The organism is Pseudomonas sp. SJZ077 (genome assembly GCF_007993905.1).
Taxonomy (GTDB): domain Bacteria; phylum Pseudomonadota; class Gammaproteobacteria; order Pseudomonadales; family Pseudomonadaceae; genus Aquipseudomonas; species Aquipseudomonas mandelii.
This window is the reverse complement of record NZ_VIUJ01000011.1, coordinates 21,055-45,585: the sequence shown is the minus strand read 5'-3', so window position 1 is coordinate 45,585 and position 24,531 is coordinate 21,055. Positions and strand designations below refer to the sequence as shown.

At 59.6% G+C, this 24,531-nt stretch carries 20 protein-coding genes; 2 read left to right on the top strand and 18 right to left on the bottom strand.

Annotated elements, in window-relative coordinates; genetic code table 11:
• Positions 1–2: 2 nt before the first annotated feature.
• The 5 genes from yacG to pilB are packed head-to-tail and all read right to left on the bottom strand — an operon-like array spanning position 3 to position 4,614.
• Complete coding sequence (gene yacG, locus FBY01_RS17460) at positions 3–203, bottom strand: DNA gyrase inhibitor YacG (protein WP_077750267.1); 201 nt, start codon at positions 201–203, stop codon at positions 3–5.
• Positions 200–823, bottom strand: coding sequence for a dephospho-CoA kinase (gene coaE / locus FBY01_RS17455; RefSeq protein WP_145308758.1), 624 nt, complete (start codon positions 821–823; stop codon positions 200–202). Before coaE ends, yacG begins: the two co-directional genes overlap by 4 nt.
• Entirely contained in the window at positions 820–1,692 is an 873-nt protein-coding gene (locus FBY01_RS17450) for an A24 family peptidase (protein ID WP_145308756.1), read from the bottom strand. Before FBY01_RS17450 ends, coaE begins: the two co-directional genes overlap by 4 nt.
• Before the next feature lies 1 nt (position 1,693).
• On the bottom strand, positions 1,694–2,911 hold the full coding sequence (locus FBY01_RS17445; RefSeq protein ID WP_010467583.1) for a type II secretion system F family protein: 1,218 nt from the start codon (positions 2,909–2,911) through the stop codon (positions 1,694–1,696).
• A 2-nt stretch (positions 2,912–2,913) separates the two neighbouring features.
• On the bottom strand, positions 2,914–4,614 hold the full coding sequence (gene pilB / locus FBY01_RS17440) for a type IV-A pilus assembly ATPase PilB (RefSeq protein ID WP_083375734.1): 1,701 nt from the start codon (positions 4,612–4,614) through the stop codon (positions 2,914–2,916).
• Between the two features lie 225 nt (positions 4,615–4,839).
• Between pilB and FBY01_RS17435 the strand changes: the two genes are divergently transcribed.
• Positions 4,840–5,247 (top strand): pilin, encoded by a 408-nt coding sequence (locus FBY01_RS17435; RefSeq protein WP_145308754.1) that lies wholly within the window; start codon positions 4,840–4,842, stop codon positions 5,245–5,247.
• A 312-nt stretch (positions 5,248–5,559) separates the two neighbouring features.
• Positions 5,560–5,913, top strand: coding sequence for a BON domain-containing protein (locus FBY01_RS17430; protein ID WP_010467586.1), 354 nt, complete (start codon positions 5,560–5,562; stop codon positions 5,911–5,913).
• A 285-nt stretch (positions 5,914–6,198) separates the two neighbouring features.
• Here FBY01_RS17430 and FBY01_RS17425 read toward each other — a convergent pair whose 3' ends face one another.
• The 13 genes from FBY01_RS17425 to FBY01_RS17365 all read right to left on the bottom strand — a co-directional run bounded on the left by FBY01_RS17425 (position 6,199) and on the right by FBY01_RS17365 (position 24,514).
• Positions 6,199–6,495 carry a DUF2845 domain-containing protein gene (locus FBY01_RS17425; protein ID WP_083375735.1) on the bottom strand — a complete coding sequence of 99 codons (297 nt, stop codon included), beginning with the start codon at positions 6,493–6,495 and terminating at the stop codon, positions 6,199–6,201.
• The gene (locus FBY01_RS17420) at positions 6,495–9,449 is read right to left on the bottom strand and encodes a DUF748 domain-containing protein (RefSeq protein WP_145308752.1); all 2,955 of its coding nucleotides are present in this window, start codon (positions 9,447–9,449) and stop codon (positions 6,495–6,497) included. Before FBY01_RS17420 ends, FBY01_RS17425 begins: the two co-directional genes overlap by 1 nt.
• Before the next feature lie 104 nt (positions 9,450–9,553).
• A complete protein-coding gene (locus FBY01_RS17415; protein ID WP_145308750.1) occupies positions 9,554–10,570 on the bottom strand; it encodes a class I SAM-dependent rRNA methyltransferase in 1,017 nt (338 codons plus the stop codon).
• Positions 10,571–10,744: 174 nt separating this feature from the next.
• Entirely contained in the window at positions 10,745–12,682 is a 1,938-nt protein-coding gene (gene acs, locus FBY01_RS17410; RefSeq protein WP_010467593.1) for an acetate--CoA ligase, read from the bottom strand.
• Between the two features lie 143 nt (positions 12,683–12,825).
• Entirely contained in the window at positions 12,826–14,490 is a 1,665-nt protein-coding gene (pgi, locus tag FBY01_RS17405) for a glucose-6-phosphate isomerase (RefSeq protein ID WP_010467595.1), read from the bottom strand.
• Positions 14,491–14,715: 225 nt separating this feature from the next.
• Positions 14,716–15,096, bottom strand: coding sequence for an aspartate 1-decarboxylase (gene panD, locus FBY01_RS17400; RefSeq protein ID WP_003228271.1), 381 nt, complete (start codon positions 15,094–15,096; stop codon positions 14,716–14,718).
• 194 nt (positions 15,097–15,290) lie between these two features.
• Positions 15,291–16,151 carry a pantoate--beta-alanine ligase gene (panC, locus tag FBY01_RS17395; protein ID WP_083375737.1) on the bottom strand — a complete coding sequence of 287 codons (861 nt, stop codon included), beginning with the start codon at positions 16,149–16,151 and terminating at the stop codon, positions 15,291–15,293.
• A complete protein-coding gene (panB, locus tag FBY01_RS17390) occupies positions 16,148–16,948 on the bottom strand; it encodes a 3-methyl-2-oxobutanoate hydroxymethyltransferase (protein WP_010467597.1) in 801 nt (266 codons plus the stop codon). Before panB ends, panC begins: the two co-directional genes overlap by 4 nt.
• Positions 16,949–17,312: 364 nt before the next feature.
• On the bottom strand, positions 17,313–17,798 hold the full coding sequence (gene folK / locus FBY01_RS17385) for a 2-amino-4-hydroxy-6-hydroxymethyldihydropteridine diphosphokinase (protein ID WP_083375738.1): 486 nt from the start codon (positions 17,796–17,798) through the stop codon (positions 17,313–17,315).
• A gap of 3 nt (positions 17,799–17,801) precedes the next feature.
• Positions 17,802–19,202, bottom strand: coding sequence for a polynucleotide adenylyltransferase PcnB (locus FBY01_RS17380; protein WP_010467601.1), 1,401 nt, complete (start codon positions 19,200–19,202; stop codon positions 17,802–17,804).
• 738 nt (positions 19,203–19,940) lie between these two features.
• Positions 19,941–21,377, bottom strand: a complete 1,437-nt coding sequence (locus tag FBY01_RS17375; protein ID WP_010467604.1) for a sigma-54 dependent transcriptional regulator — start codon at positions 21,375–21,377, stop codon at positions 19,941–19,943.
• 22 nt (positions 21,378–21,399) lie between these two features.
• Positions 21,400–24,354: a sensor histidine kinase gene (locus FBY01_RS17370; protein WP_031319123.1), complete on the bottom strand. Its 2,955-nt coding sequence runs from the start codon at positions 24,352–24,354 to the stop codon at positions 21,400–21,402.
• The gene (locus FBY01_RS17365) at positions 24,338–24,514 is read right to left on the bottom strand and encodes a hypothetical protein (protein ID WP_003176118.1); all 177 of its coding nucleotides are present in this window, start codon (positions 24,512–24,514) and stop codon (positions 24,338–24,340) included. The genes FBY01_RS17370 and FBY01_RS17365 overlap by 17 nt, the downstream gene beginning before the upstream one ends.
• Positions 24,515–24,531 lie beyond the last annotated feature (17 nt).

Below are 24,531 nucleotides of genomic sequence, written 5' to 3'. Positions count from 1 at the left end.
TGTCAGTGACGCGGGTCGAAGTCTTCGCTGAACATCTCGTCTTCGGCGTCCGGGCTGACCGGAATCTTGTGTTCTTCCGACGCCCAGGCGCCCAGGTCGATCAGTTTGCAACGGTCAGAACAGAATGGCCGGAATTTGTTTTCGGGACTCCATTCAACAGGGGCTCCGCAGGTTGGGCAATCGACGGTTGGGGTTTGGCTCATGACTGGCCTCCACGCAATGTAAGGTAAAAGTGATGCAGGCGTTCGACCTCGCTGTGCAGCCAGGCGAGGTCGCGGTCGTTGACCACCACATCGTCGGCGTGGCTCAAGCGGTCCTGGCGGCTGGATTGCGCCTTGAGGATCGCCTGGACCTGTTGCTCGCTGGTCTGGTCACGCTGCAAGGTGCGTTCGATCTGTAGCTGTTCCGGGGCATCGATCACCAGGACCCGTTGGGTCATGGCGTACTGCCCGGACTCGATCAGCAACGGCGAAACCAGAATCGCGTAAGGCGATTGTGCCTTGGCCAGGTGATCGGTGATTTCCTTGGCGATCAGCGGATGCAGCAACGCTTCGAGCCAGCGGCGTTCCTCCGGCACCTCAAAGATCAGTTTGCGCAACGCCGCGCGATCCAGTTGTCCTTCGGCTTGCAATACGCCGGGGCCGAAATGTTCAGCGATCTTCGCCAGCGCCGGGCGCCCCGGCTCCACCACCCAACGGGCTGCGTGATCGGCGTCCACCACGTGCACGCCCAGGTCGATGAAGTGCTGGGCAGCCGCGCTTTTGCCGCTGCCGATGCCGCCGGTCAGGCCGAGAATCCAGGGTTTTTCCACAGGGGTATTCATTTCAAACCGACAAACTGCCAATAGAAGCCGGTTATTTGACCACCCCAGAGCAAGGCAATCCAGCCGGCAATTGCCAGAAAGGGTCCGAAGGGGATCGGAGTCGAGGTTTGCGCGTTGCGCAGTCGCAGCAAAATCACCCCGATGATGGCCCCCACGAGCGATGACAGCAGAATGGTCAACGGCAATATCTGCCAACCGCCCCAGGCCCCGAGCAGGGCCAGTAACTTGAAATCGCCGTGGCCGATGCCGTCCTTGCCGGTGAGCAGCTTGAACAGCCAGAACACCGACCACAAGGTCATATAACCGGCCACTGCGCCCCACAATGCCTCATGCAGTGACACGAACAGCCCGAAGCTGTTGACGATCAACCCCAGCCACAGCAGTGGCAGTACCAGCACATCCGGCAACAGTTGATGCTCGGCGTCGATCAGACTCATCGCCAGCAGGCCCCAGGTCAGCACCAGCACCATGCAGGCCTGCCAGCCGAAGCCGAAATGCCAGGCGATAAACCCCGAGAGCAGACCGCAGGCCAGTTCAGTCAGCGGATAACGTTTGCTGATTGGCGCGGCGCAGTTCGAGCATCGACCCCGTAAAAACAGATAACTGAGCAGCGGGATGTTTTCCCAGGCGCGGATTCGATGGTCGCACTGCGGGCAGTGGGAATGAGGCAGCATCAAGTTGTAGGCGGTGCCCGGTGCCTCGGGCGGAAAACCCAACACGTCATGGGCTTGCAGCCGCCATTCGCGTTGGAGCATTTTCGGCAGGCGCCAGACCACCACGTTGAGGAAACTGCCTACCAGCAGGCCGACTGCCAAGGCGATGACCACGAACACCAGCGGGTAGAGGATCAGGACTTCGTTCAAGGGCATGTCAGATCGCTGAGCCGAGTTGGAAGATGGGCAGGTACATCGCAACCACCAGGCCACCGACAATAACACCCAGCACCACCATGATGAACGGCTCCATCAAGCTGGTGAGGTTATCGACCATATTGTCCACTTCGTCCTCGTAGAAGCTCGCGACCTTATCGAGCATGTCGTCCAGAGCGCCGGACTCTTCGCCAATGGCGGTCAACTGGATCGCCATACTGGGAAAGATGCCGGAGGTGCGCATCGAGAAATTCAGCTGCATGCCGGTCGACACGTCCTGCTTGATGCGCAGCACCGCCCGCTTGAACACGATGTTGCCGGTCGCGCCCGCCACTGAATCCAGGGCTTCGACCAACGGCACGCCGGCGGCGAATGTGGTCGACAGGGTGCGGGCGTAACGGGCCACGGCGGACTTGTACATCAAGGTGCCGATCAGCGGCAGCTTCAGCAGCCAGGTGTCCGTGCGGTCCCGAAAGGCCTCGGATGTTTTAAAGGCGTGGCGCACACCGAAGATCGCGGCGATCAACGCGCCAAGCATCATCCACCACCAGGCCTGCAAGAACTCCGACAAGCCGATGACCATCACGGTGAAGGCCGGCAACTCGGCGCCAAAGCCCTTGAACACCGACTCGAACTGCGGCACCACCTTGATCAGCAGAATCCCGGTGACAATGATCGCCACAAAGACCACGGCCAGCGGGTAGGTCATGGCTTTCTTGATCTTGGCCTTGAGGCTTTCGCTCTTTTCCTTATAGGTCGCCACCCGTTCCAGCAGGGTATCCAGAGCGCCAGCCTGCTCACCTGCGTCGACGAGGTTGCAGTACAGCTCGTCGAAATACTGCGGCTTTTTACGCAAGGACGCGGCGAAGCTGTTACCCGCCGCGACTTCCTGCTTCACCTCGTCCACCAGTTTGCGCATGGCCGGGTTGTCGAAGCCTTCACCGATGATGTCGAACGATTGCAGCAGCGGCACGCCGGCTTTCATCATCGTTGCCATTTGCCGGGTAAACAGGGCGATTTCCTGAGCCTTGATCCGATTGCCGAAACTGAAAATCGAGGCGGATTTCTTGCGCACCTTGCCGGGGTTGATCCCCTGCTTGCGCAACTGAGCCTTGATCAAGGCCGGGTTGAGACCGCTCAACTCGCCGGTCATCTTTGATCCTTTCCTGTCCGTGCCTTCCCAGGCGTAGACGCTGATTTTTGCTGCTTTGACCGCCATGTTCAGTCCTTGGTGACCCGGTTGATTTCTTCAAGGCTGGTGACGCCTTGCATGGCCTTGATCAAGCCCGAGGTGCGCAAGTCATTAAAGCCGTCCTTGCGCATCTGAATGTCGATTTCCAGGGAATTGCCTTCGGCCATGATCAGCCGTTGCAGGTCCGGTGTGTTTTTCACCACTTCATAAATCCCCACTCGCCCCTTGTAACCGCCGTTGCATTGATCGCAACCGACCGGCTCATAGATCGTGAACGAGCCGATGCGTTCCTCGGGGAAGCCTTCCTTGAGCAACGCCTCGCGGGGAATCTCGATGGGTTTCTTGCAATGGCTGCACAGTTTGCGCGCCAGCCGCTGGGCGATGATCAGGGTGACCGAGGTGGCGATGTTGAAGCCCTGAATGCCCATGTTGTGCAGGCGGGTCAGGGTTTCCGCGGCGCTGTTGGTGTGCAGGGTGGAAAGCACCATGTGCCCGGTCTGGGCGGCCTTGATGGCGATTTCGGCGGTTTCGAGGTCGCGGATCTCACCGACCATGATCACGTCCGGGTCCTGACGCAGGAACGAGCGCAGAGCCTGGGCGAAATCCAGCCCTTGCTTGGGATTGACGTTGACCTGATTGATGCCTTCCATGTTGATCTCCACCGGGTCTTCGGCGGTGGAGATGTTGATGTCCACGGTGTTGAGGATATTCAACCCGGTGTAGAGCGACACGGTCTTGCCCGAACCGGTCGGCCCGGTGACCAGGATCATGCCCTGTGGCTGCTTCAGTGCAGCCATGTACAAGGCTTTCTGTTCAGGCTCGTAGCCGAGGGCGTCGATGCCCATTTGTGCGCTGGACGGGTCGAGGATCCGGATCACCACTTTCTCGCCCCACAGGGTCGGCAGGGTGTTGACCCGGAAGTCGATGGACTTGGTCTTGGACAGGCGCATCTTGATCCGTCCGTCCTGGGGTTTGCGCCGCTCGGAGATGTCGAGGCTGGCCATGACTTTCAGCCGCGCCGCAATGCGGTTGGCCAGTTGGCTCGGCGGCTTGGCGACTTCTCGCAGCATGCCGTCGGTGCGCATCCGCACCCGGTAGGTTTTTTCGTAGGGCTCGAAATGCAGGTCGGAAGAGCCGCTCTTGATCGCATCGAGCAACATCTTGTGGACGAAGCGCACCACCGGCGCGTCATCGGCATCCTGGCCGGCGATGGCGTCCTTTTTGTTGTCGTCGACCGACTCGATGTCCAGCCCGTCAAGGTCAACATCGGCCATGTCTTCCAGGCCGGTTGCTTGGTTGTCGAAGAACTTCTCGATGGCATCGCCGAGCTTATCGTCCTCTACCAGAATGGCTTCGGTGTTCAGACCGGTGCTGAACTGGATGTCATTGATGGCTTGATGATTGGTCGGGTCGGAAACCCCCACGAACAGTTTGTTGCCACGGCGCCAGAGGGGCAGGGCGTGGTGCTGACGGATCAGTTTCTCGCTGACCAACCCTCGAGGCTGGGCTTCCTTGTCCAGGCAATTGAGGTCGAGCAGCGCCATGCCGAAATGCTCCGAGGCAATCTCGGCAACCTGCCGGCTCTTCACCAGCTTGTTCTGCACCAGGTAACTGACCAGGGAGATTTTGCTGCGTTGGGCATGCAGATACGCCTGTTGCGCGCTTTGCTCAGTGAGCAGTTCGGCCATGACCAGTTGCTTGGCCAGACCGCTTAGGGCGATGTCATTCATGGGGATACCGGACGCAGACAGTTCATGACTTATAGCCTAGTCAAGGCGCTGAGCCAAACCAGCGGCCGTCAGGTGACAAATAGTGTCAGATAGTGCGGATCCTGGGGGTAGGAAAGGTCCCTGACCTGGCTTCACGCCCCGCCAACTGGGGGCGCAGCGCTTGGCACGGGCTGTGCTGAAGTTCATTCAGATCATGAGATTTCGACTCATGCATGGAGCCTGTCTATGAATACTCAAAAAGGTTTTACCCTGATCGAACTGCTGATCGTGGTGGCGATCATCGGGATTCTGGCGACGTTTGCGTTGCCGGCTTATTCGAAGTATCAAGCGCGTGCCAAGGTGACGGCCGGTCTGGCAGAGATCACGGCGTTGAAAGTCCCGTTTGAGGACCTCATGAACTCTGGTACCAATCCGGATCTGGAAAAAGTGGGCGGAACTGTTACTACCTCCAATTGCACAACCACGGCAGCGGGTGTCGCGACTGATGGTACCGGCACCATTGGTTGCACGATCCTCAACGCTCCAGGTCCGGTCTTGAGCAAAACCATTACCCTGACGCGCTCTCTGACTGGCTGGACTTGCGCCACCACAGTGGCTCAGGAGTACGCACCTAAAGGCTGCACAGGCGTATGATACTTGCGGTTAACAAATGCCCCGCCTTTCACGAGGTGGGGCATTTTTTTGTCTATTGAAGGGAAAAACACGTTAAAGATAGAAATTCTCGACAATTCATGGCCTTAGGCCCACGTCAAAACCCGCAACTTGCATGTAGAGAATAACAAAGTCATGCATTTTGCATGATTCCGAAAATCAGGTGTTTTTATAAGTTATTGTTTTATAAGGATTTATTGGCTGTCTCAAAGTTGGCACAGCGTTCGCAATATACCCAGTAACCCTGCTGACAAGACACGCAGCAGACTTTCTAGAAAAACAGGAGTTACTCGTATGAAGAAGTTCGCTATCGCTGCCGCTACTGCTACCGCGCTGACCCTGACCATGGCCAACGCTGCATTCGCTCAAACCCAAGCGACTCAGGCTCCAATGGTCCTGGCCGCCGGTGAAGTGACCCAAGCCAAAGAAGCTACCTCCGATACCTGGATCACCACCAAAGTCAAAGCAGACCTGGTAACCGAAAAAGGCATTCCTGGTACCGACATCAAGGTTGAGACCAACAAAGGTGTTGTTTCCCTGTCGTCCACTGTTGCAGTGACTGAAGCACAGAAAACCACCGCCGTGGCCATCGCCAAGAAAATCAAAGGCGTCCAGGCGGTCTCCGCTGACGGCCTGAAAGCCGAGTAAGGCAAGACTTCTCGCCTGGACTGGGAGAAGGCGCGGCAGGCGGGCCGAGCAATACGCCAGCCGCATCTGGAGAGTTCATGCGAAAGGCCACAAGGATGTGGCCATTACAGGCCTCCGACATTCGTGTCGGGGGCCTGTTCTATTGTGGGCGTCGCACAAACCAATGTGGGAGTGAGCCTGCTCGCGATAGCGGTGTGTCAGCCAACATCAATGCTGCATGACACACCGCTATCGCGAGCAGGCTCGCTCCCACATTTTGTGATGTAACCACTCCGGATCGGAGGTTCAGTTACCGCGCTTGCTGGTGATCTGTTTCAGGCGATTACCTTCAAACCGCAGGTATTGATACATCCCGCCATTGGGCCCGTAGGTCCATTCCTCGACCTGAAACTCTTCCCGTCGGTTGGCGCTGCGCTTGTAGCCCAGCAGATCGCGGCTGACCGGTTCACCGCACTTCTGCAGCACTTCGCTGGACCTGTCCCCGACGCTGACCAACTGACTGCCACAGCGCAGGGTATCGGCCGCCGAGGCCTGACTGGCCGCCAGCGCCAGGGTCAGGCTGATCAACACTTGTCTGATCATCACTCGGCATCCAGGTGCATCGGCGTTACCACCCGACCGTCACTTTCCGCCTCGCCCAGTTGGGCGTCGATGAAGTAGACACGGTCATCGGCCATCTGGGCCTTGTCCACCAGGTAATCCTTGATGCTGCTGGCGCGTTCCTGACCCAGTTGACGCAGCAACACGTCGCTGGTGCTCCAGAATTTGATCACGTCTGCGCGCATTTTGGCGGTGCGCTCTTCCTTGCCCAGATCCTTCCACTCAGCCGGTGGCTGGGTCTTCAGGCGCGTGCGGTAGATCCCTTCCAGCAACGGACCTTTCTCGCCGTCCGGCACTTGCAGCAATGAAGCCTGGGCCGGAACCTTGTCACCGCGTCGCTGGAGCATTTTGTAGTAGTTGTACTGGTATTCGCGCTCAAGCCGTTGCTCGGCAATCAGCGGACCGTCGCTGCTGGCGGCTGCGGTGCCTTCGATTTCCAGGCGCAGGGCAGGGCGTTCCTTGAGGGCCTGGGACAGTTTGATCAACGAACCCTCGGCGTCCTTGCTCAGCTCACTGGAGCCCGGCGCAAACGAGACAGTGCCCAAATCTTCTGAACCCCCGCCACTGACCAGCCCACCTATCATTTTGAACGGTGCGGCAGCCGCCTTGACGATCAGGTTGCGCAGGGTCTGCCAGACAATCGGCATGACGCTGAACTGCGGGTTATTCAGGTCGCCGGTCACCGGCAGCTCAATTGAAATCTTGCCGTCGACGTCCTTGAGCAACGCGATCGCCAGCTTCAGCGGCAGGCTCACAGCGTCCGGACTGTCGACTTTTTCACCCAATTGCAGTTGCTCGACCACCACTTTGTTTTCGGCCTTGAGCTGGCCCTTGACGATGATGTAGTGCAGGTCGAGATTGAGCCGGCCCTTGCGGATGCGGTACCCGGCGAACTTGCCGGAGTAGGGCGTCAGCGTGGTCAGTTCCACACGTTTGAAACTGGTGGCGATGTCGAGGCTGGCCATCGGGTCGAACGGGTTGACCGAGCCCTTGATGGTCACGGGCGCGTAACGGTCGACCTTGCCTTTGATATCGACGCTGGCCGGTTTCGCCTGACGGCTGTCGATGGTGCCGATCTGACCGTTGAGTTGTTGCACCGCCGTGGCGAAGTTCGGGGTCAGGCTGAAGTCGGCGAAGTTCGCCGAACCGTCATTGATGGCAATGCCGCCAATGTGGATGCCCAGCGGTTTGTCCTTGCTGGCGGGTTTGCTGGCGGCTGTCTTGGCAGCTGCGGTGTCGGCCGGTTGCGGGATCAGCAGGTCATCGATGTTGGTGGTGCGGTCATCGTTGATCATGAAACGCACGTAAGGCTGGAACAGGTTGACCTTGTCGATCGACAGGCTGTCGCCATGCTGATAGTTCAGACCTTCGAGCACCAGCTGCTGCCACTTGAGGAAGTCGCGGGTCTTGAGGGTGTCGAGGGTGTGCAGTTGATCGACCTGCGCTTTACCGGTGACGCTGAATGCCAATGGCTCGGTGCTTTTCAGATCGACCGCCAGATCACTGCCGAGCATGCCGCTGCGCAGCTCCAGGCGAATGAACGGGTTGATGTAGGACTGGGCGACACGCAGGTCGATGTCTTTGGTTTGCACATTCAGTTTGGCGCTGACCGGTGCCAGATTGACCACGCCGTCGGCCATGAGCTTGCCCTGTTTGCCCACGCCGGTGTCGAGCTTGAGGTTGAAAGGCGAGCCGTTGAGGCTGTCGAAATTCTGCAAATCGAGGTTCAGCGGACCGACATCCAGTGCCACGGCCGGTTGTGCCTTGCGGTCGGCCAGATGAACCTGGTAATTGCGCAGTTGCACGTCTTTGAGCAGGACTTGCCACGGTTTGCTCGGTGGCGCGGGTTCGGCTTCAGGCGAATCGGCTGCCGCCGGAGTTGTCGCTGGTTCGGCGTTGGCTTTTACTGCAGCTTTGGACGGTTGGCTGGCGAACAGTTTTTGCCAGTCGAGTTGTCCGTCTGCTTCCAGGGCGGCCCAGGTTTCCAGTTTATTGCTACGGATCTTGCCGACCACCACTTGCTGTTTGGCCAGGTCCACCGTGGTTTCACTGATGTCCAGGCGCTCGAGTTTGGCCAGTGGTCGACCGTCCGGGGCCTTGATGGCAAATGGCGCGACGCTGACGGCGACGTTGCTCAGCAGCAGCTCGGTTTCCTTGGACAAGTTGAGCTTGTAGTCAGTGCTCAGGTTGACGACACCGTCTTCGAGCACCAGGGGCAACGCGTCACGCACATAGGGCCAGAAGGCTTTCATCTTGCCGTCGGTGATCTTGAGCTTACCTTCGGAGGCAATCGGGATCAGGCTGAAGTTACCGGTCCAGTCGAGCTGCCCACCGCCCGGGCCGATGGCCACCAACGTCATGTCGGCACTGTCTTCGGGCAGGGTGCTGAGGTTCTTCAGCTCGAAGTCGAGTTTGTCGTAGAGGAATTCGATGGGTTCGCTGGGGCGCAAATCCTGAAAGTGCACATTGCCGCCCGCCAGTTTGATCCGCTCGATACGCAACGGGAACGGCTTGGCTTCCGGGTCGGCCGGGGTCGGTTCGCTGGCGGGGATCTTGAACAGGCCCAGCAGATTGAGCTTGCCGTCCTTGCCGAAAAGGATTTCGGTCTTGGGTTTGTCCATTTCGATATCGGACAGGTGCAGCGCCTTGGTCCACAGGCTGTCGATCTGCAGGTTGGCGTACAGGCGTTCGAAACCGACCTGTTCTTTGCCCGGCTCGCCGATGACCAGGCCCCAGAGGGTCACTTCCAGGCTGAAAGGGTTGAGTTCGATCCGGGAAATCGTCGCGGGCATCGTGGCGTAATTGGCCAATTGCTGGTTGGCGACCCGCAACGCGATGCCCGGCAAAATCAGAAACCCCAGCAGGCTATAAAGGGCCAGAGCAGTCAACAATGCGCCAATAGCGCGAATCAATCCTTTGGGCATGTGTGGCTTCATCTGTCTGAATCGGAGTGCGTTGGAGTATGGCACGCGATTCCGGTTCCGAAGTGAACGCACTCTTCTGGTTTTTCAGAAATTTGCGTAGGAAATTTCCTGCGTGATCAGAGTTGCAGAATCAACGTCTTCAGCGGCGGCTGTTGATCCATCGACGGGAAATCGCCGCCCGGTTTCATCACCGTCCACTCACGCACAGGCCGCCCGGCCTTCTCTGCGCAACGTAAAACCTGCTCGCGCCAATCGTCCATGCTGACTTTTGCCAGGTTGTTGCAGCAGATCAGCACGCCATTGTCGGCGGTGGTCAGCAGCGCGGGTTTGAGCAGGCTCTGGTAGTCGCGCAGCAGGTCGACCGTGCCGAACGCGCTCTTGGCCCAGGCGGGTGGATCGAGCAGCACCAGGTCGTACTGACGCTGGTCGAGACGCGTGTAACTCGGCAGTTTCTGCCCGCGTCGCTGACTGATCGGCAGCCCCGCCAGTTGGCGGATGGCCGGGAAGTAATCGGACTGGATGAACTCCATTGCAGGCAATTGCGGATTGAGCAGACCGTTCTCGCGGCCGACCGCCAGATTGCCCTCGGCGAAATCCAGGTTGCACACCTCACTTGCCCCACCGGCCGCAGCACTCAGGCCGACACCACAGGTGTAGGCGAAGAGGTTGAGCACGCTTTTGTTTTTGCTGTGCTCCTTGACCCAGCCGCGCGTGTTGCGCAGGTCGAGAAACAGCAGCGGATCCTGGCCGGCATGACGACCGCGAACCCGATAGTTCAGGCCCCATTCATGGCCGATCAAGTCTTGCAGGGCTGCCTCGTCGGCGCGGTAGACGGTGTCTTCGCGGTCGATACGCGAGTTGCCCCGGGAACGGTCGTTGTAGACCAGCAGCGTATCGAGGCCCAGGTGTTGATTGACGGTCTCGTGCAGTTGCAGCAGTGCGTCACGTTCCAGCGCCTGGTGGAAGCTTTGTACCAGCAGTTGCGGGCCGTAGCGGTCGATGGTCAGGCCGCCGGCGCCTTCCTGGCTGCCGTGGAACAGGCGATAGCAATCGGTGCCTTGCTGATGCAGCTCGGCGAGCAGGTCCTGGCGATGATCGAGGGCGGCGCGCAGCGCCTGATTCAAGGAAGACATGCTGTGCGCCTTGCAGGAGGGAATTTGGCGCGGGAGTTTAACAGCATTGACGGGAAGTCGAGGTGTTGCCATCGCGAGCAGGCTCGCTCCCACAGAGTTAATTGTTGGCTAGCGTTTTGCGTTTCGCACTAAGCCAATGTGGGAGCGAGCCTGCTCGCGATGCTGTCAGGTGCGTTACTGGTTCAGACGTTTGTCGATCAGCCCCTGCACCACGCTTGGATCGGCCAGTGTCGAGGTGTCCCCCAGACTGTCCAGTTCGTTGCACGCGATCTTGCGCAGGATGCGCCGCATGATCTTGCCCGAACGGGTTTTCGGCAAGGCCGGGGCCCATTGGATCAAGTCCGGTTTAGCAAAACTGCCAATCTCCTTGCTGACGTGCGCCAGCAGTTCTTTTTTCAGTTCGTCATTGGCTTCGGTGCCGTTCATGGGCGTGACGAAGGCATAGATGCCCTGGCCCTTGAGGTCGTGGGGATAACCGACCACGGCGGCCTCGGCGATGCTGTCGTGCAGCACCAGCGCGCTTTCTACCTCGGCAGTGCCGATGCGGTGCCCGGAGACGTTGATCACGTCGTCGATGCGCCCGGTGATCCAGTAATCGCCATCCTCATCACGCCGCGCGCCGTCGCCGGTGAAGTAGTAGCCGGGGTAGGGCTTGAAGTAGGTGTCGACCATCCGTTGCGGGTCGCCATAGACGCTGCGGATCTGCGCCGGCCAGCTGGATTTGATCGCCAGCACGCCGCTGCCGGCGCCTTTGATTTCCTTGCCCGTTTCATCCAGCAGCACCGGTTGCACGCCGAACATCGGTTGGGTGGCGCAGCCGGGCTTGATCCGTTGCGCGCTGACCAGCGGGCTGAGCATGATGCCGCCGGTTTCGGTCTGCCACCAGGTGTCGACGATCGGACAACGCTGTTCGCCGACGACGTTGAAGTACCAGTCCCACGCCTCCGGGTTGATCGGCTCACCGACGCTGCCGAGTAATCTGAGGCTCTGGCGAGAAGTATCCTTCAACGGCTCGGGGCCTTCACGCATCAGCGAGCGCAGCGCAGTCGGGGCGGTGTAGAAAATGTTGACGTGGTGTTTGTCGATCACCTGCCAGAAGCGCGAACTGTTCGGGTAACTTGGCACGCCTTCGAAGATCAGCGTGGTCGCGCCGTTGGCCAGCGGGCCATAGACGATGTAACTGTGGCCGGTGACCCAGCCGACGTCGGCGGTGCACCAGAAGACTTCACCATCGCGGTAGTCGAGCACGTACTTGAAGGTCATCGCCGCTTGCAGCAGATAGCCGCCGGTGGTGTGCAGTACGCCTTTGGGTTTGCCGGTGCTGCCGGAGGTGTAGAGGATGAACAGCGGGTCTTCGGCGTCCATGGGCTCTGGCGGGCAATCGTCGCTGACGTCGCGTAGCGCCTGGTGATACCAGAGATCGCGACCTTCAACCCAGTCCACTTTGCCTTGGGTGCGCTCGACGACGATGACGGTGCTGACGTTCGGGCAACTTTGCAGCGCCTCGTCGACCTTCTGCTTGAGCGGCACGAATTTGCCGCCGCGCACGCCTTCATCGGCAGTGATCACCGTGCGGCAATCGGCGTCGAGAATCCGGTCGCGCACAGAGTCTGGAGAGAAGCCGCCGAACACCACCGAATGCACCGCGCCAATCCGCGTACAGGCGAGCATGGCGTAGGCCGCTTCGGGAATCATCGGCATGTAGATGCACACGCGGTCACCCTTTTTCACGCCACGGCTTTTGAGCACGTTGGCCAGGCGACAGACGTTGTGATGGAGTTTCTTGTAGGTGATCTGCGCGGATTCGGCGGGGTCGTCGCCTTCCCAGAGGATGGCGATCTGATCGCCGCGTTTTTCCAGGTGACGGTCGATGCAGTTGTAACTGACGTTCAACTTGCCACCGGCAAACCAGCTGGCCTCGCCGGTCTTCAGGTTATAGCGCTGGACGGTGTCCCACGGCGTGCTCCAGTCGAGAAAGCGGGTGGCCTGCTCGGCCCAGAACTCACTGGGGTGCTCGATGGATTGACGGTAGAGGCGGTGGTAGTCGTCTTGACTCAAGTGTGCAGCCCGGCGGACGGCATCGGCTTTGGGGAACGTGCTGATATCGAACATGACGGTTCCTTATTCTTGTTTTGCGACAAGTAATAAAGATGCGCCGAGTAGCGAAAGGGTTCAAGCCAGACACAAAACAACGGTAGGAGTGGTGTTGCCCACAGCATTTGTGTTTGGCACAAACCCTGTGGGCGGGCGTCAGATCAACCGCGGTGACGACCGCGGAAGTAGTTGATCAGGCCTTGGGTGGAAGCATCGTCAGCCGGGGATTCTTCGCTGCCGACCAGGCGGTTGTAGACGCCTTTGCCCAGCTCCTTGCCCAGCTCCACGCCCCACTGGTCGAAGGCATTGATGCCCCAGACCACGCTTTGCACGAAGACTTTGTGTTCGTACATCGCCACCAGCGCACCGAGACGACGGGGGCTGATGCGCTCGACCACGAGGGTGTTGCTCGGACGGTTGCCCGGGATCACCTTGTGCGGCGCGATTTTATGCACGTCTTCTTCGCTCATGCCTTTGTCACGCAGTTCGGCTTCGGCTTCGACAAGGGTCTTGCCGAGCATCAGAGCCTGGCTTTGCGACAGGCAGTTGGCGTACAGCCACTGGTGGTGGTCGGAGACCGGGTTGAAGCTGACAATCGGCACGATGAAGTCGGCCGGAATCAGTTGGGTGCCTTGGTGCAGCAACTGGTGATACGCGTGCTGACCGTTGCAACCCACGCCACCCCAGATCACCGGGCCGGTATCGGTGGACACTGGCGTACCGTCTTGGCGCACGCTCTTGCCGTTGGATTCCATGTCCAGCTGTTGCAAGTGCTTGGTGATGTTGCGCAGGTAGTGGTCGTAAGGCAGGATCGCGTGGCTTTGCGCACCCCAGAAGTTGCCGTACCACACGCCGAGCAACGCCAGCAGCACCGGCATGTTCTGTTCGAATGGCGCGCTCTGGAAATGCTGGTCCATGGTGTAGGCACCGGACAGCAGTTCCTTGAAGTTCGACATGCCGATGGCCAGTGCGATTGGCAAACCGATGGCCGACCACAGCGAGTAACGGCCGCCGACCCAGTCCCACATCGGGAAGATGTTTTCTTCGCGGATACCGAACGCCACGGCCGCCGCGTTGTTGCTGGATACGGCGATGAAGTGACGATACAGCTCGGCTTCCGAACCGCCCTGAGCCAGGTACCAAGCGCGAGCGGCCTGGGCATTTTTCAGGGTTTCGAGGGTGTTGAAGGATTTCGACGACACGATGAACAGCGTGGTTTCAGCGCGCAGCTTCATGGTCAGTTCGTGGAACTCACTGCCATCGATGTTCGCCAGGTAATGGCAACGCACGCCTTTCTGGGCGTAGGACAGCAGCGCTTCAGACACCAGCTCAGGGCCGAGGAACGAGCCACCGATGCCGATGTTCACCACGTCAGTGATCGGCTTCTCGGTGTAGCCACGCCACAGACCGTCATGGATGCGGCCGACGAGGTCGGTGATCTGGTTCAGCACTTTGTGCACTTCTGGCATCACGTTGACGCCATTCACCGACAGCTTGTCGCCAACCGGGCGACGCAGTGCGGTGTGCAGGGCTGGACGACCTTCCGACGAGTTGACGATTTCGCCGTCGAACAGCGATTTGATCGCGCCCTTGAGGTCTACTTCATTGGCCAGGCCCACCAGCAGATTGCGGGTCTCGGCGTTGATCAGGTTCTTCGAGTAATCGAGAAACAGGCCGCAGCTGCTGAGGGTGAATTGAGTAAAACGCTGCGGATCGGCATTGAAGGCCTCGCGCATGCTGAAATCCTGCATGGCTTGGCGGTGGTCATTCAACGCTTGCCAGGCGGGCAGAGCGGTCACGTCGTGAGGAGTGCGGTAGTACGCCATCGCTGCGGGTTTCCTTTTTACTTGAACGGCTTTTTTGAACACTGAAAATCCCGGCGCGCCGTAGGCAGGCGTCCGGTCAACTGCGTCGACACGATTTCAATGACACAGGGCGAATACAGTAAACCTCGCGCTGCGATCTGTCTTGACTTTGTCTAACACGTTCCCGGTACTTTTTTATACACAAAGCAGGGAACGGTTCGACAAACGGGAGGGGCGTCGGTTCGATCAGGCGACCTGAACCGGAATGGCATTGCTGGTGTGGCTCAGTTCATTGCCCGGTGCCATGTAAAGCATGCGCGGTTTGAAGTTGAGCAGCTCGGCTTCGCTGTAATGGGCGTAGGCGCAGATGATCACACGGTCACCGACCTTGGCCTTGTGCGCGGCAGCACCGTTGACCGAGATCATCCGCGAGCCTTCTTCGCCACGAATCGCGTAGGTGGTGAAGCGTTCGCCGTTGTCGACGTTATAAATCTGGATCTGTTCGTACTCACGGATGCCGGACAAGTCCAGCCATTCGCCGTCGATGGCGCAGGAACCTTCGTAATCGAGTACGGCGTGAGTGACTTCGGCGCGATGCAGCTTGGCTTTGAGCATGATGGCGTGCATGAGTGTTTTCCCAGGTCGGAATCGAACGGCGGGCAGTTTGCCCGAAGGCATAAAAGGCAGCAATAAGGGAGCGAAGCCACGCAATTTTCTGTCGGAGCGAAGCTTGCTCGCGAACGCGGCGTATCAGTCGACACAAATGTCGAATGTGACAGCCTCTTCGCGAGCAAGCTTCGCTCCTACATGGGGGGCGGTGCTTAGGCGGGGGCGTCGAGGTTCAGGTGCAGGTTGTCGATCAACCGTGTGGTGCCCAGGAACGCCGCAACCAATATCACCAGGTCCCGATCTTCCGGAGTCGCTGGGCGCAAGGTTTGTGCGTGACGAATCTCCAGGTAATCGGGGCGCAACCCGGCTGCTTCAAGCTGCTTGATCTGTGCGTCGATCAGCGCCGGGAAATCCCGCTCGCCCTGTTTGATCGCCTCGGCAATCTGGCACAGGCCGCGATACACCACCGGCGCAATGGCGCGCTGCTCTTCGCTGAGGAAACCATTGCGCGACGACAGCGCCAGGCCATCGGCTGCCCGAACGGTCGGTTCGCCAATGATCTGCACTGGCATGTTCAGGTCATGGACCAGGGATTTGATCACCGCCAGTTGCTGGAAATCTTTCTGGCCGAAGACCGCCAGGTCCGGCTGGACCATGTTGAACAGCTTGCTGACGACCGTCGCGACACCTTCGAAATGCCCGGGACGGCTGGCGCCGCACAGGCCTTCGGAGAGTTGCGGGACGCTGACGCGGGTCTGGCCGGCCATGCCGTCGGGGTACATTTCTTCGACGGTGGGCGCGAACAGCAAGTGGCAACCGGCCTGGAGCAGTTTCTCCTGGTCAGCCGCCAGGGTCCGCGGGTATTTGTCGAGGTCTTCGCCAGCGCCGAATTGCAGCGGGTTGACGAAAATGCTGGCGACTACGAAATCCGCCCGTTGGGTCGCTTTGGTAATCAGCGCGACATGACCGCTGTGCAGGTTGCCCATGGTCGGCACGAAGCCGATGCGCTTGCCTTCGCTGCGGGCACGGGCCACGGCGGCCCGGAGTTCGCGTACTGTTTTTACGGTGTTCATGCAGAGAATCCGTGTTCGATCCCAGGGAAAGAGGCGGCTTTGACTTCACTGACGTAGGCGCTCAGAGCTGCGTGAATGCTGGTCTGGCCGTTCATGAAGTTCTTTACGAATTTAGGTACGCGACCGGTAATGGACAGGCCGAGCATGTCGTGCAGGACCAGGACCTGGCCATCGGTGTCACTGCCGGCACCGATGCCGATCACCGGAATGCCCACTGCCTGGGTAATTTCCTGGGCCAATTCGCTCGGTACGCACTCAAGCAACAGCATGGCGGCACCGGCCTGTTCCAACGCGATGGCGTCGGCGCGCATCTGTCGCGCCTGGTTTTCGCTGCGGCCCTGGACTTTGTAACCGCCCAGCATGTTCACCGATTGCGGTGTCAGGCCCATGTGCGCGCACACAGGGATGCCTCGTTCGGCCAGCAGGCGGATCGAGTCGGCGAGCCACAATGCGCCTTCAACCTTGACCATGTGCGCACCGGCCTGCATCAACAGGGCGCTGTTGCTCATGGCTTGTTCGGTGGTGGCGTAGGCCATGAACGGCAGGTCGGCGAGGATCAGCGCATCGGCGTTGCCGCGTTTGACGGCTGCCACGTGGTAAGCCATTTCCGCGGTGGTCACCGGCAGGGTGCTGTCGTGACCTTGCAAAACCATGCCGAGGGAGTCGCCCACCAGCAGCACTTCGACGCCAGCCTGATTGCAGGCGTGGGCGAAGGTCGCGTCATAGCAGGTCAGCATGGTGATTTTTTCACCTTTTTGCTTCAAACCTTGCAGAGTGGTCAGGGTGATGGCTGGCATGAAAAGTTCCTCATTCAGGCGCTTGGAAACTACTGCGAGTAACGCGCGTGATTCTTCGTTAAATACAGGCGCACGCTCTGATGTCGTGCTTTTAAGGCCTGGATTGCGCCCTTCAACGCCGTGTTGGCGGCAGCGGGACGCCTATAGTCGTGAGGAGAACTCGGGAAGTCAATTGCATGTGTTACCGCATTGTTACGCGGGGGGTGTTACCGGGGTAACTGATGCGATTCAGCAGCGGATTCTATGTTCAACACAAAAACCGATGTGGGAGTGAGCCTGCTCGCGATTGCTTCCTGACAGTCAACATCTTCGGTGAATGTTAAGTCGCTATCGCGAGCAGGCTCACTCCCACAGGGGGTTCGCATTAATTCGGAGGGAGGCGTTCCAGGCCGACGAACGGGCAGGCTGCGAGTAATGCCTTCAGGCTGCGGCCATCGGCCAGACGCAAATCCGCAGGCGCCAGTTCGGCCAGCGGATACAGAACGAAGGCCCGCTCCTGCATATGGTAGTGCGGCACCTTGAGGCGCGGTTCGTCGATCAGCCGGTCGCCAAACAGCACGATGTCGAGGTCCAGCGTTCGTGGACCCCAACGCTCAAGACGCTCGCGGCCTTGTCCGTTCTCGATGGCTTGCAGCGCATCAAGCAGGTCCAGTGGCGGGAGCGTGCTGTCGAGGGCGGCGACCGCGTTGGTGTAACGCGGCTGGCCGGGCAGAAGCGAGTCGCTTTGATAAAACCCGGACACCCCGACCAGTTGGGTTTGCGGCAACTGCGCCAGCGCCTCGACGGCGCTGCGCAATTGTTCGGCGGGGTCAGCCAGATTGCTGCCCATGCCGATGTAGATGCGTTCCATGGATTACTCGCCCGTAGCACTCGGTGCGCCGGCCGCGCGTTTGCGCTTGGCGCCACCGCTGCGACGCCGTTTGCGGGGTGCACCGGTGCCTTCATCCTTGCCGCTGAGGTCGCGGATCATGTCCCGACGCTCACTGTCATTGGCGTCCTGATAGTCGGTCCACCATTCGCCCAGGCCATCGGTCTGCTCGCCAGCGCTTTCTCGCAGCAGCAGGAAGTCGTAACCGGCACGGAACCGCGGGTTGTCCAGCAACAGGTCGGCACGCTTGCCGCTGCGGCGCGGAAGACGCTCCTGCATGTCCCAGATCTCGCGGATCGGCATGGTGAAGCGTTTCGGAATCGCGATCCGCTGGCACTGCTCGGCAATCAGCTCGTGAGCGGCTTCCTGCATCGCCGGAATCGGTGGCATGCCACGTTCTTGCAGGCGCAGGACGCGGGCCGGCAGGGCAGGCCACAGCAGGGCTGCAAACAGGAACGCCGGGGTCACCGGTTTGTTCTGTTTGATCCGCAGGTCGGTGTTGATCAACGCTTCGCTGATCAAAGTGTGGGTGTACGTCGGGTTGTATTCCAGCGCCTCGGCACTGGCCGGGAACAGCGGATCGAACAACTGCAGGTCGACCAGCATCTCGAAGGTGTCCGCGGCATGGCCGGAAAGGAACAGCTTGAGCACTTCTTCGAACAGACGGGCTGACGGGATCTCGCGCAGCATCGGCGCCAGGTCGCGGATCGGCAGGGCGCTGTGTTTTTCGATGCCGAAATTCAGCTTGGCGGCGAAACGCACGGCCCGCAGCATCCGTACCGGGTCTTCCTGGTAGCGTTGCTTCGGGTCGCCGATCAGGCGGATCAGGTGATTGCGGATGTCGTGTACGCCATTGGCGTAATCGAGAATGCGCTCGCTGACCGGGTCGTAATACAAGGCGTTGATGGTGAAGTCGCGGCGTTGCGCGTCTTCTTCCAGCGTGCCGTAGACGTTATCGCGCAGGATGCGCCCGCTCTCGTTACGGGAAGACTGGTTGCTGTCTTCTTCCTCGTCGTTTTGCGGGTGATTGGCGCGGAAGGTCGCGACTTCGATGATTTCGCGGCCAAAGTGGATATGCACCAGCTTGAAGCGGCGACCGATGATCCGCGCGTTGCGGAATTCGGCCCGCACCTGCTCAGGCGTGGCACTGGTGGCGACGTCGAAATCTTTTGGCGTGATGCCAAGGAGCATGTCACGCACACAGCCGCCGACCAGGTAGGCCTGGTAACCGGCGTTCTGCAGGCGTTCGACGATGTTCACCGCGTAACGGCTGAATTGGGCCTTTTGCAGCGAATGTTGGCCGCTGTTGAGCACTTCAGGCGTACTGCGAATGTGTTGCGTATGACGCTTGGGAGAACGGAATGACTGGAACAACTTCTTCAGCATGGGATGCACTGTTTGAAGGAATGTTCGGCCATAACGAAGAATGACCGCATGATGGGCGGGGATTCTAGCATTTAGTCAGGGGATGGTGTAGGACACAGCAGATATGAGCTGTAAGCCGCAGGCTTCAAGCGGAAAACAAAGCAGATTTGGGTAGGTTTTTCGAATCGTAGAAACTACAAGGGGAGCCGAAGCTCCCCAAGAAAGTAGTTGCATGCTCTATTTTTATTTTTGAGTCGGGCTTTTTGTTTTTATTAAGTGCCCTCGCCATGAAGTGTTTCCTTCATGGCCCTCCCAATCGGGAGCCAAGAGCAAACGGATTGCTTTGGTCGCTGTGCTGCAGTGATCGTTCGATCCAACCAGTTCAGGCACTGTCTTGGGACAGTTTTTTATTATTCTCGGCCTGGTCGTGGGGCAAGCCCCAAATACAACGCCTCTCCAAAAGAATCAGTTAGCTGCGCCTCTCGCCGTCTTGTTTTTATTGTGCGTGAGTCGATTCGTCTTATTTTTATTGTCTTGTGCATTGCTTGTTATTGTTCTTGTACTAAACATATAGCAGGGTGCGTGCCAACTTTTGTGAGGTCCAGCAAAACAAGGGGTTAGGCGGGCTGGCAGGGTTTTCGAGGCCGAAAAAAAGCCGGGACTTCGTTACCGTAAGCCCCGGCTTCTGTTACGTGAAACGACTGAGGTAACAGTTTTTTCACAAAGTCATGTGTTACCCGCACATCAGACAGGCGCGGTTCAGCTCTCGCTGGCAACCCCGGTCTTGCGCCGCGGGATACCCAGGCGCTGACGACGTTCCCACAGGCACTTGCGACTCACCCCGAGTTTGCGGGCCAGCTCGGTTTCCGTCATGTGGTCCTGATGCTCAAGCACGAAGTGCTGGAAGTAGTCTTCCAGCGACAGGTCTTCGGTCGGCTCATGATTGTTGTTGCTGGCGCCGTTGCCCTGTTGCGGCGGCAGACCAATGAAGTCGTCGTCTTCCAGGTCGCTCAGTTCGATGTCGATCCCCAGCAGCTCGGCGGAAATCTCCGGGCTCTCGCACAGGATGACGGCGCGCTCTACCGCGTTTTCCAGTTCACGAACGTTACCCGGCCAGGAGTAATGACGGATCGCCTGTTCGGCATCCGCCGCGAATTTCAGGTCGGTGCGGTTGACCCGCGCGCTCTGTCGCGCCAGGAAGGCATTGGCGATCTCGTTGACGTCGGCACCGCGCTCGCGCAGTGCCGGCAATTTCAGGGCGATCACATGGAGGCGGTAATACAAGTCTTCACGGAACTGACCGATCTTCGCCAGGCTCTTGAGGTCCCGGTGAGTCGCGGCGATCAGGCGCACATCGACTTTCTGTGACTGGACCGAACCGACCCGGCGGATTTCGCCTTCCTGCAACACGCGCAGCAAGCGGGCCTGGGCTTCCAGTGGCAGTTCGCCGATTTCGTCGAGGAACAAGGTGCCGCCGTCCGCCGCTTCCACCAGACCGGCACGCCCGGCGCTGGCGCCAGTGAACGCGCCTTTTTCGTGGCCGAACAGTTCGGACTCGATCAGGCTTTCCGGGATGGCTGCACAGTTCACCGAAATCATCGGTGCCTTGGCGCGTTTGGACAGGTTGTGCAGGGCGCGGGCCACCAGTTCTTTACCGGTACCGGATTCACCCTGGATCAGGACATTGGAATCGGTCGGCGCGACTTTGCGGATCTTGCTGTACAGGTCCTGCATCGGCGGGCACGAACCGATGATGCCGATTTCGCCGTTGCTGTTATCAACACCCGGTTTCGCCGCGCCATTGGCCGCTTTGCCGGTGGCAGGTTCACCGCCGGCCGGCAGCGATTGGCGGTCACGCAGGATACGGGCGACAGCCTGGAGCATTTCGTCGTGATCGAAAGGCTTGGCGATGTAATCCACCGCGCCCATCTTCATCGAGTCGACGGCCGAACGCAGGCTGGCGTAGCTGGTCATGATCAGCACCGGAGTGCCCTGGCCGAGTTTGATCAACTCGGTGCCCGGAGCGCCCGGCAGACGCAAGTCGCTGACGATCAGGTCGAACGTGGGAATGGTGAAGCGTTCTTGTGCTTCCTGCACTGAACCGGCTTCGCTGACCTGGTACTGGTTACGTTCCAGCAGGCGGCGCAAGGCGGAGCGGATAATTGTTTCGTCTTCGACGATCAAAATGTGCGGCATTGATTCGATACTCTCGACGGTCTCAGTTCACAGCGGACGTCGCTTCGACATGACGCGGCAAGGTCACCCGAATACGGGTGCCGCGTTGGCTTTGTACATCAGCCGGGCTGTCGATGGTGATTTGTCCATAATGCTCTTCAACGATGGAATAGACCAGTGCAAGGCCCAGACCGGTGCCTTCGCCAGGATCCTTGGTGGTGAAGAAAGGTTCGAACAATCGGTCCATGATGTTCTTCGGAATACCGCTGCCTTCGTCTTCCACGATCAGATCGACCGTGTGTTCGCCGGCTTCGCTCTTGACCCGCACCGCACTGCCGGGAGGCGAGGCGTCACGGGCGTTTGAGAGCAGGTTGATCAATACCTGGGCGAGGCGTTGCGGATCGCCTTCGACCCAATGATCGGGGTCGCACAGGTTATAGAACTGCACTTCGAAATTGCGTCGGTTCAGGGCCAGCAAACCGATGGCATCCTGAGCCACTTCAGCCAGACAGACGGGCTCGTCGCTGTGCTGGTGACTGCCGGCGTGGGCGAAGCTCATCAGCGACTGAACGATGCGCGAAACGCGTTTGGTCTGCTCGAGGATCTGACCGCTGATTTCCTTCAGTTCGCCATCGTCTTCGCGTTCTTCGCGCAGGTTCTGCGCCAGGCACGCGATGCCGGTGATCGGGTTGCCGATTTCATGGGCCACACCCGCCGCGAGTCGCCCGATGCTGGCCAGGCGCTCGGAGTGCACCAGTTTGTCTTCGAGCATCTGGGTTTCGGTCAGATCTTCCACCAGCAACACCAGGCCACTGTTACCCGGTGCGAGCGGTTCATCAATGGCCGCTTTGTGCAGGTTCAGCCAGCGGGTCTGGCCATCAAGGGCCAGGTGCTGTTTGTGCAAATGCTCGTCCGGCAGATTGATGAAGCCTTGCAGCAGTTCTTTCCACGGATCGGCGATGGTGCTCAGGCGCGAACCGACCACACGCTGCGCGGCAATCCCGGTCAGCTCCTCCATGGCTTTGTTCCACATGAGGATTTCCTGATCCTTGGCCAGCGAGCAAACGCCCATCGGCAATTCCTGCAGGGTCTGGCGGTGATAGCGGCGCAGGGCATCGAGTTCGGCGGCAAGGCCGGTGAGGCGGGAGTGGTAGTCCTCGAGACGGCTTTCGATGAAGTGGATGTCTTCGGTGACGTAGTTTTCGCCGCCAGCCTTGTACGGCAGGAAGGTCTCGACCATGTCCTGCGCCACGCTCGGGCCCATCAGGCCGGAGAGGTTGGCTTCGATCCGGTCGCGCAAACGGCGCAAGGCATAAGGCCGGCGCTCGTCGAACGGCAGATAGAGATCACGCAGGGCCTGCTCGACTTCTTTCTGTGCGGCCTTGGCACCCAGGGGCTTGGCCAGTTGCGTGGCGAATTCCTGAGGTGAGGCGGCGTGCAGTTCGCGGCGTTGCGGGCGACGCACGTTGTCCACGGCGCAGGCTTCGGCGGCGCTGGCCTCTTCGGGGCTGGCGTTGGTGAACAGCGAGATCAGGGTGAACATCAGCACGTTGGCGGCCAGGGACGCGATCGCGGCCATGTGCCAACTGGTATCGTCCAGCACGTAGATCATGTTCAACAGCGGAATGTAGAAGCCCTGCAGATTGCCGACCAGCGGCAACAACATGGTCACCAGCCACACCAGGATCCCCGCCAGCAAACCGGCGATGAAGCCGCGGCGGTTGGCGGTCGGCCAATACAGGACCGACAGGACCCCCGGAAGAAATTGCAGCGTGGCCACAAACGCGACGATGCCGAGGTTGGCCAGGTCCTGTTCGGCGCCCAGCAACAGGTAGAAACCGTAACCGGCCATGATGATCGCAACGATCAGCGCCCGGCGGGTCCACTTCAACCAGCGATAGATGTTGCCTTCGGCCGGCGGTTGGTAGAGCGGCAGCACCAGATGGTTCAGCGCCATCCCGGACAGCGCCAGGGTGGTGACGATGATCAGTCCGCTCGCGGCCGACAACCCGCCGACATACGCCAACAACGCCAAGGCTTTGCTGTTGGCGGCGATGCCGATGCCCAGGGTGAAATATTCCGGGTTGGTGGTGGCGCCGAGTTTCAGTCCGGCCCAGAGAATCAGCGGCACCGCCAGGCTCATCAGCAGCAGGAACAGCGGCAGACCCCAGCTGGCGCTGACCAGCGAGCGCGGGTTGAGATTCTCGGTAAAGGTCATGTGGTACATGTGCGGCATCACAATCGCCGAGGCGAAGAACACCAGCAGCAGCGTTCGCCACGGGCCTTCCTGCAAGGGCGTGTGCAAGGCAGCGAGGGCGGTCTGGTTTTGCAGTAGCCACAGTTCCAGCTGTTGCGGGCCGTCGAACACGCCATAAAGGGCATAGAGGCCGACACCGCCAATGGCGATCAGCTTGATCACCGACTCGAAGGCAATCGCGAACACCAAGCCTTCATGTTTCTCGCGGGTGGCGATGTGGCGCGAGCCGAAGAAGATCGTGAACAGGGTAATCAGCGCGCAAAAGCTCAGGGCCACGCGATGCTGCACCGGCTCGCGGGTCAGGATGCCGATGGAGTCGGCCACCGCCTGGATCTGCAACGCCAGCAATGGCAGCACGCCGATCAACATGAAAATCGTGGTCAGCGCTCCGGCCCACGTGCTGCGGAAACGGAATGCGAACAAGTCGGCCAGCGACGACAGTTGATAGGTGCGGGTGATTTTCAGGATCGGGTACAGCAACACCGGCGCCAGCAAAAACGCCCCGGAGACCCCGAGGTAACTGGACAGAAAACCGTAGCCGTACTGATAGGCCAGGCCCACCGTGCCGTAAAACGCCCAGGCACTGGCGTACACCCCCAGCGAAAGGGTGTAGGTCAGCGGGTGGCGAATGATCGCCCGGGGGATCATGCCCCGTTCGCTGATCCAGGCGACGCCGAACAGCACCGCCAGGTACGCGGCGCTGATCAGGATCATCTGGGTCAGGCTAAAGCTCATCGGCATCTTTTTGGCTCTGCAGGATGAAGGTCACGACGATCAGAATCAGCCAGAGCAGATAAGGGCGATACCAGGCGCCAGTGGCGTCGATCCACCAATCCATGATGGCCGGGGAGAACAGGTAAATCCCCACTACCAGGAGCAGGACCAAGCGATAGATGTACATCCCGGCCTCTCTTTTTT

Bases quoted from the DNA above. Each gene is read 5' to 3' on its own strand.
- yacG (WP_077750267.1), bottom strand. From the start codon at position 203: ATGAGCCAAACCCCAACCGTCGATTGCCCAACCTGCGGAGCCCCTGTT.
- coaE (WP_145308758.1), bottom strand. From the start codon at position 823: ATGAATACCCCTGTGGAAAAACCCTGGATTCTCGGCCTGACCGGCGGC.
- FBY01_RS17450 (WP_145308756.1), bottom strand. From the start codon at position 1,692: ATGCCCTTGAACGAAGTCCTGATCCTCTACCCGCTGGTGTTCGTGGTC.
- FBY01_RS17445 (WP_010467583.1), bottom strand. From the start codon at position 2,911: ATGGCGGTCAAAGCAGCAAAAATCAGCGTCTACGCCTGGGAAGGCACG.
- pilB (WP_083375734.1), bottom strand. From the start codon at position 4,614: ATGAATGACATCGCCCTAAGCGGTCTGGCCAAGCAACTGGTCATGGCC.
- FBY01_RS17435 (WP_145308754.1), top strand. From the start codon at position 4,840: ATGAATACTCAAAAAGGTTTTACCCTGATCGAACTGCTGATCGTGGTG.
- FBY01_RS17430 (WP_010467586.1), top strand. From the start codon at position 5,560: ATGAAGAAGTTCGCTATCGCTGCCGCTACTGCTACCGCGCTGACCCTG.
- FBY01_RS17425 (WP_083375735.1), bottom strand. From the start codon at position 6,495: ATGATCAGACAAGTGTTGATCAGCCTGACCCTGGCGCTGGCGGCCAGT.
- FBY01_RS17420 (WP_145308752.1), bottom strand. From the start codon at position 9,449: ATGAAGCCACACATGCCCAAAGGATTGATTCGCGCTATTGGCGCATTG.
- FBY01_RS17415 (WP_145308750.1), bottom strand. From the start codon at position 10,570: ATGTCTTCCTTGAATCAGGCGCTGCGCGCCGCCCTCGATCATCGCCAG.
- acs (WP_010467593.1), bottom strand. From the start codon at position 12,682: ATGTTCGATATCAGCACGTTCCCCAAAGCCGATGCCGTCCGCCGGGCT.
- pgi (WP_010467595.1), bottom strand. From the start codon at position 14,490: ATGGCGTACTACCGCACTCCTCACGACGTGACCGCTCTGCCCGCCTGG.
- panD (WP_003228271.1), bottom strand. From the start codon at position 15,096: ATGCACGCCATCATGCTCAAAGCCAAGCTGCATCGCGCCGAAGTCACT.
- panC (WP_083375737.1), bottom strand. From the start codon at position 16,151: ATGAACACCGTAAAAACAGTACGCGAACTCCGGGCCGCCGTGGCCCGT.
- panB (WP_010467597.1), bottom strand. From the start codon at position 16,948: ATGCCAGCCATCACCCTGACCACTCTGCAAGGTTTGAAGCAAAAAGGT.
- folK (WP_083375738.1), bottom strand. From the start codon at position 17,798: ATGGAACGCATCTACATCGGCATGGGCAGCAATCTGGCTGACCCCGCC.
- FBY01_RS17380 (WP_010467601.1), bottom strand. From the start codon at position 19,202: ATGCTGAAGAAGTTGTTCCAGTCATTCCGTTCTCCCAAGCGTCATACG.
- FBY01_RS17375 (WP_010467604.1), bottom strand. From the start codon at position 21,377: ATGCCGCACATTTTGATCGTCGAAGACGAAACAATTATCCGCTCCGCC.
- FBY01_RS17370 (WP_031319123.1), bottom strand. From the start codon at position 24,354: ATGCCGATGAGCTTTAGCCTGACCCAGATGATCCTGATCAGCGCCGCG.
- FBY01_RS17365 (WP_003176118.1), bottom strand. From the start codon at position 24,514: ATGTACATCTATCGCTTGGTCCTGCTCCTGGTAGTGGGGATTTACCTG.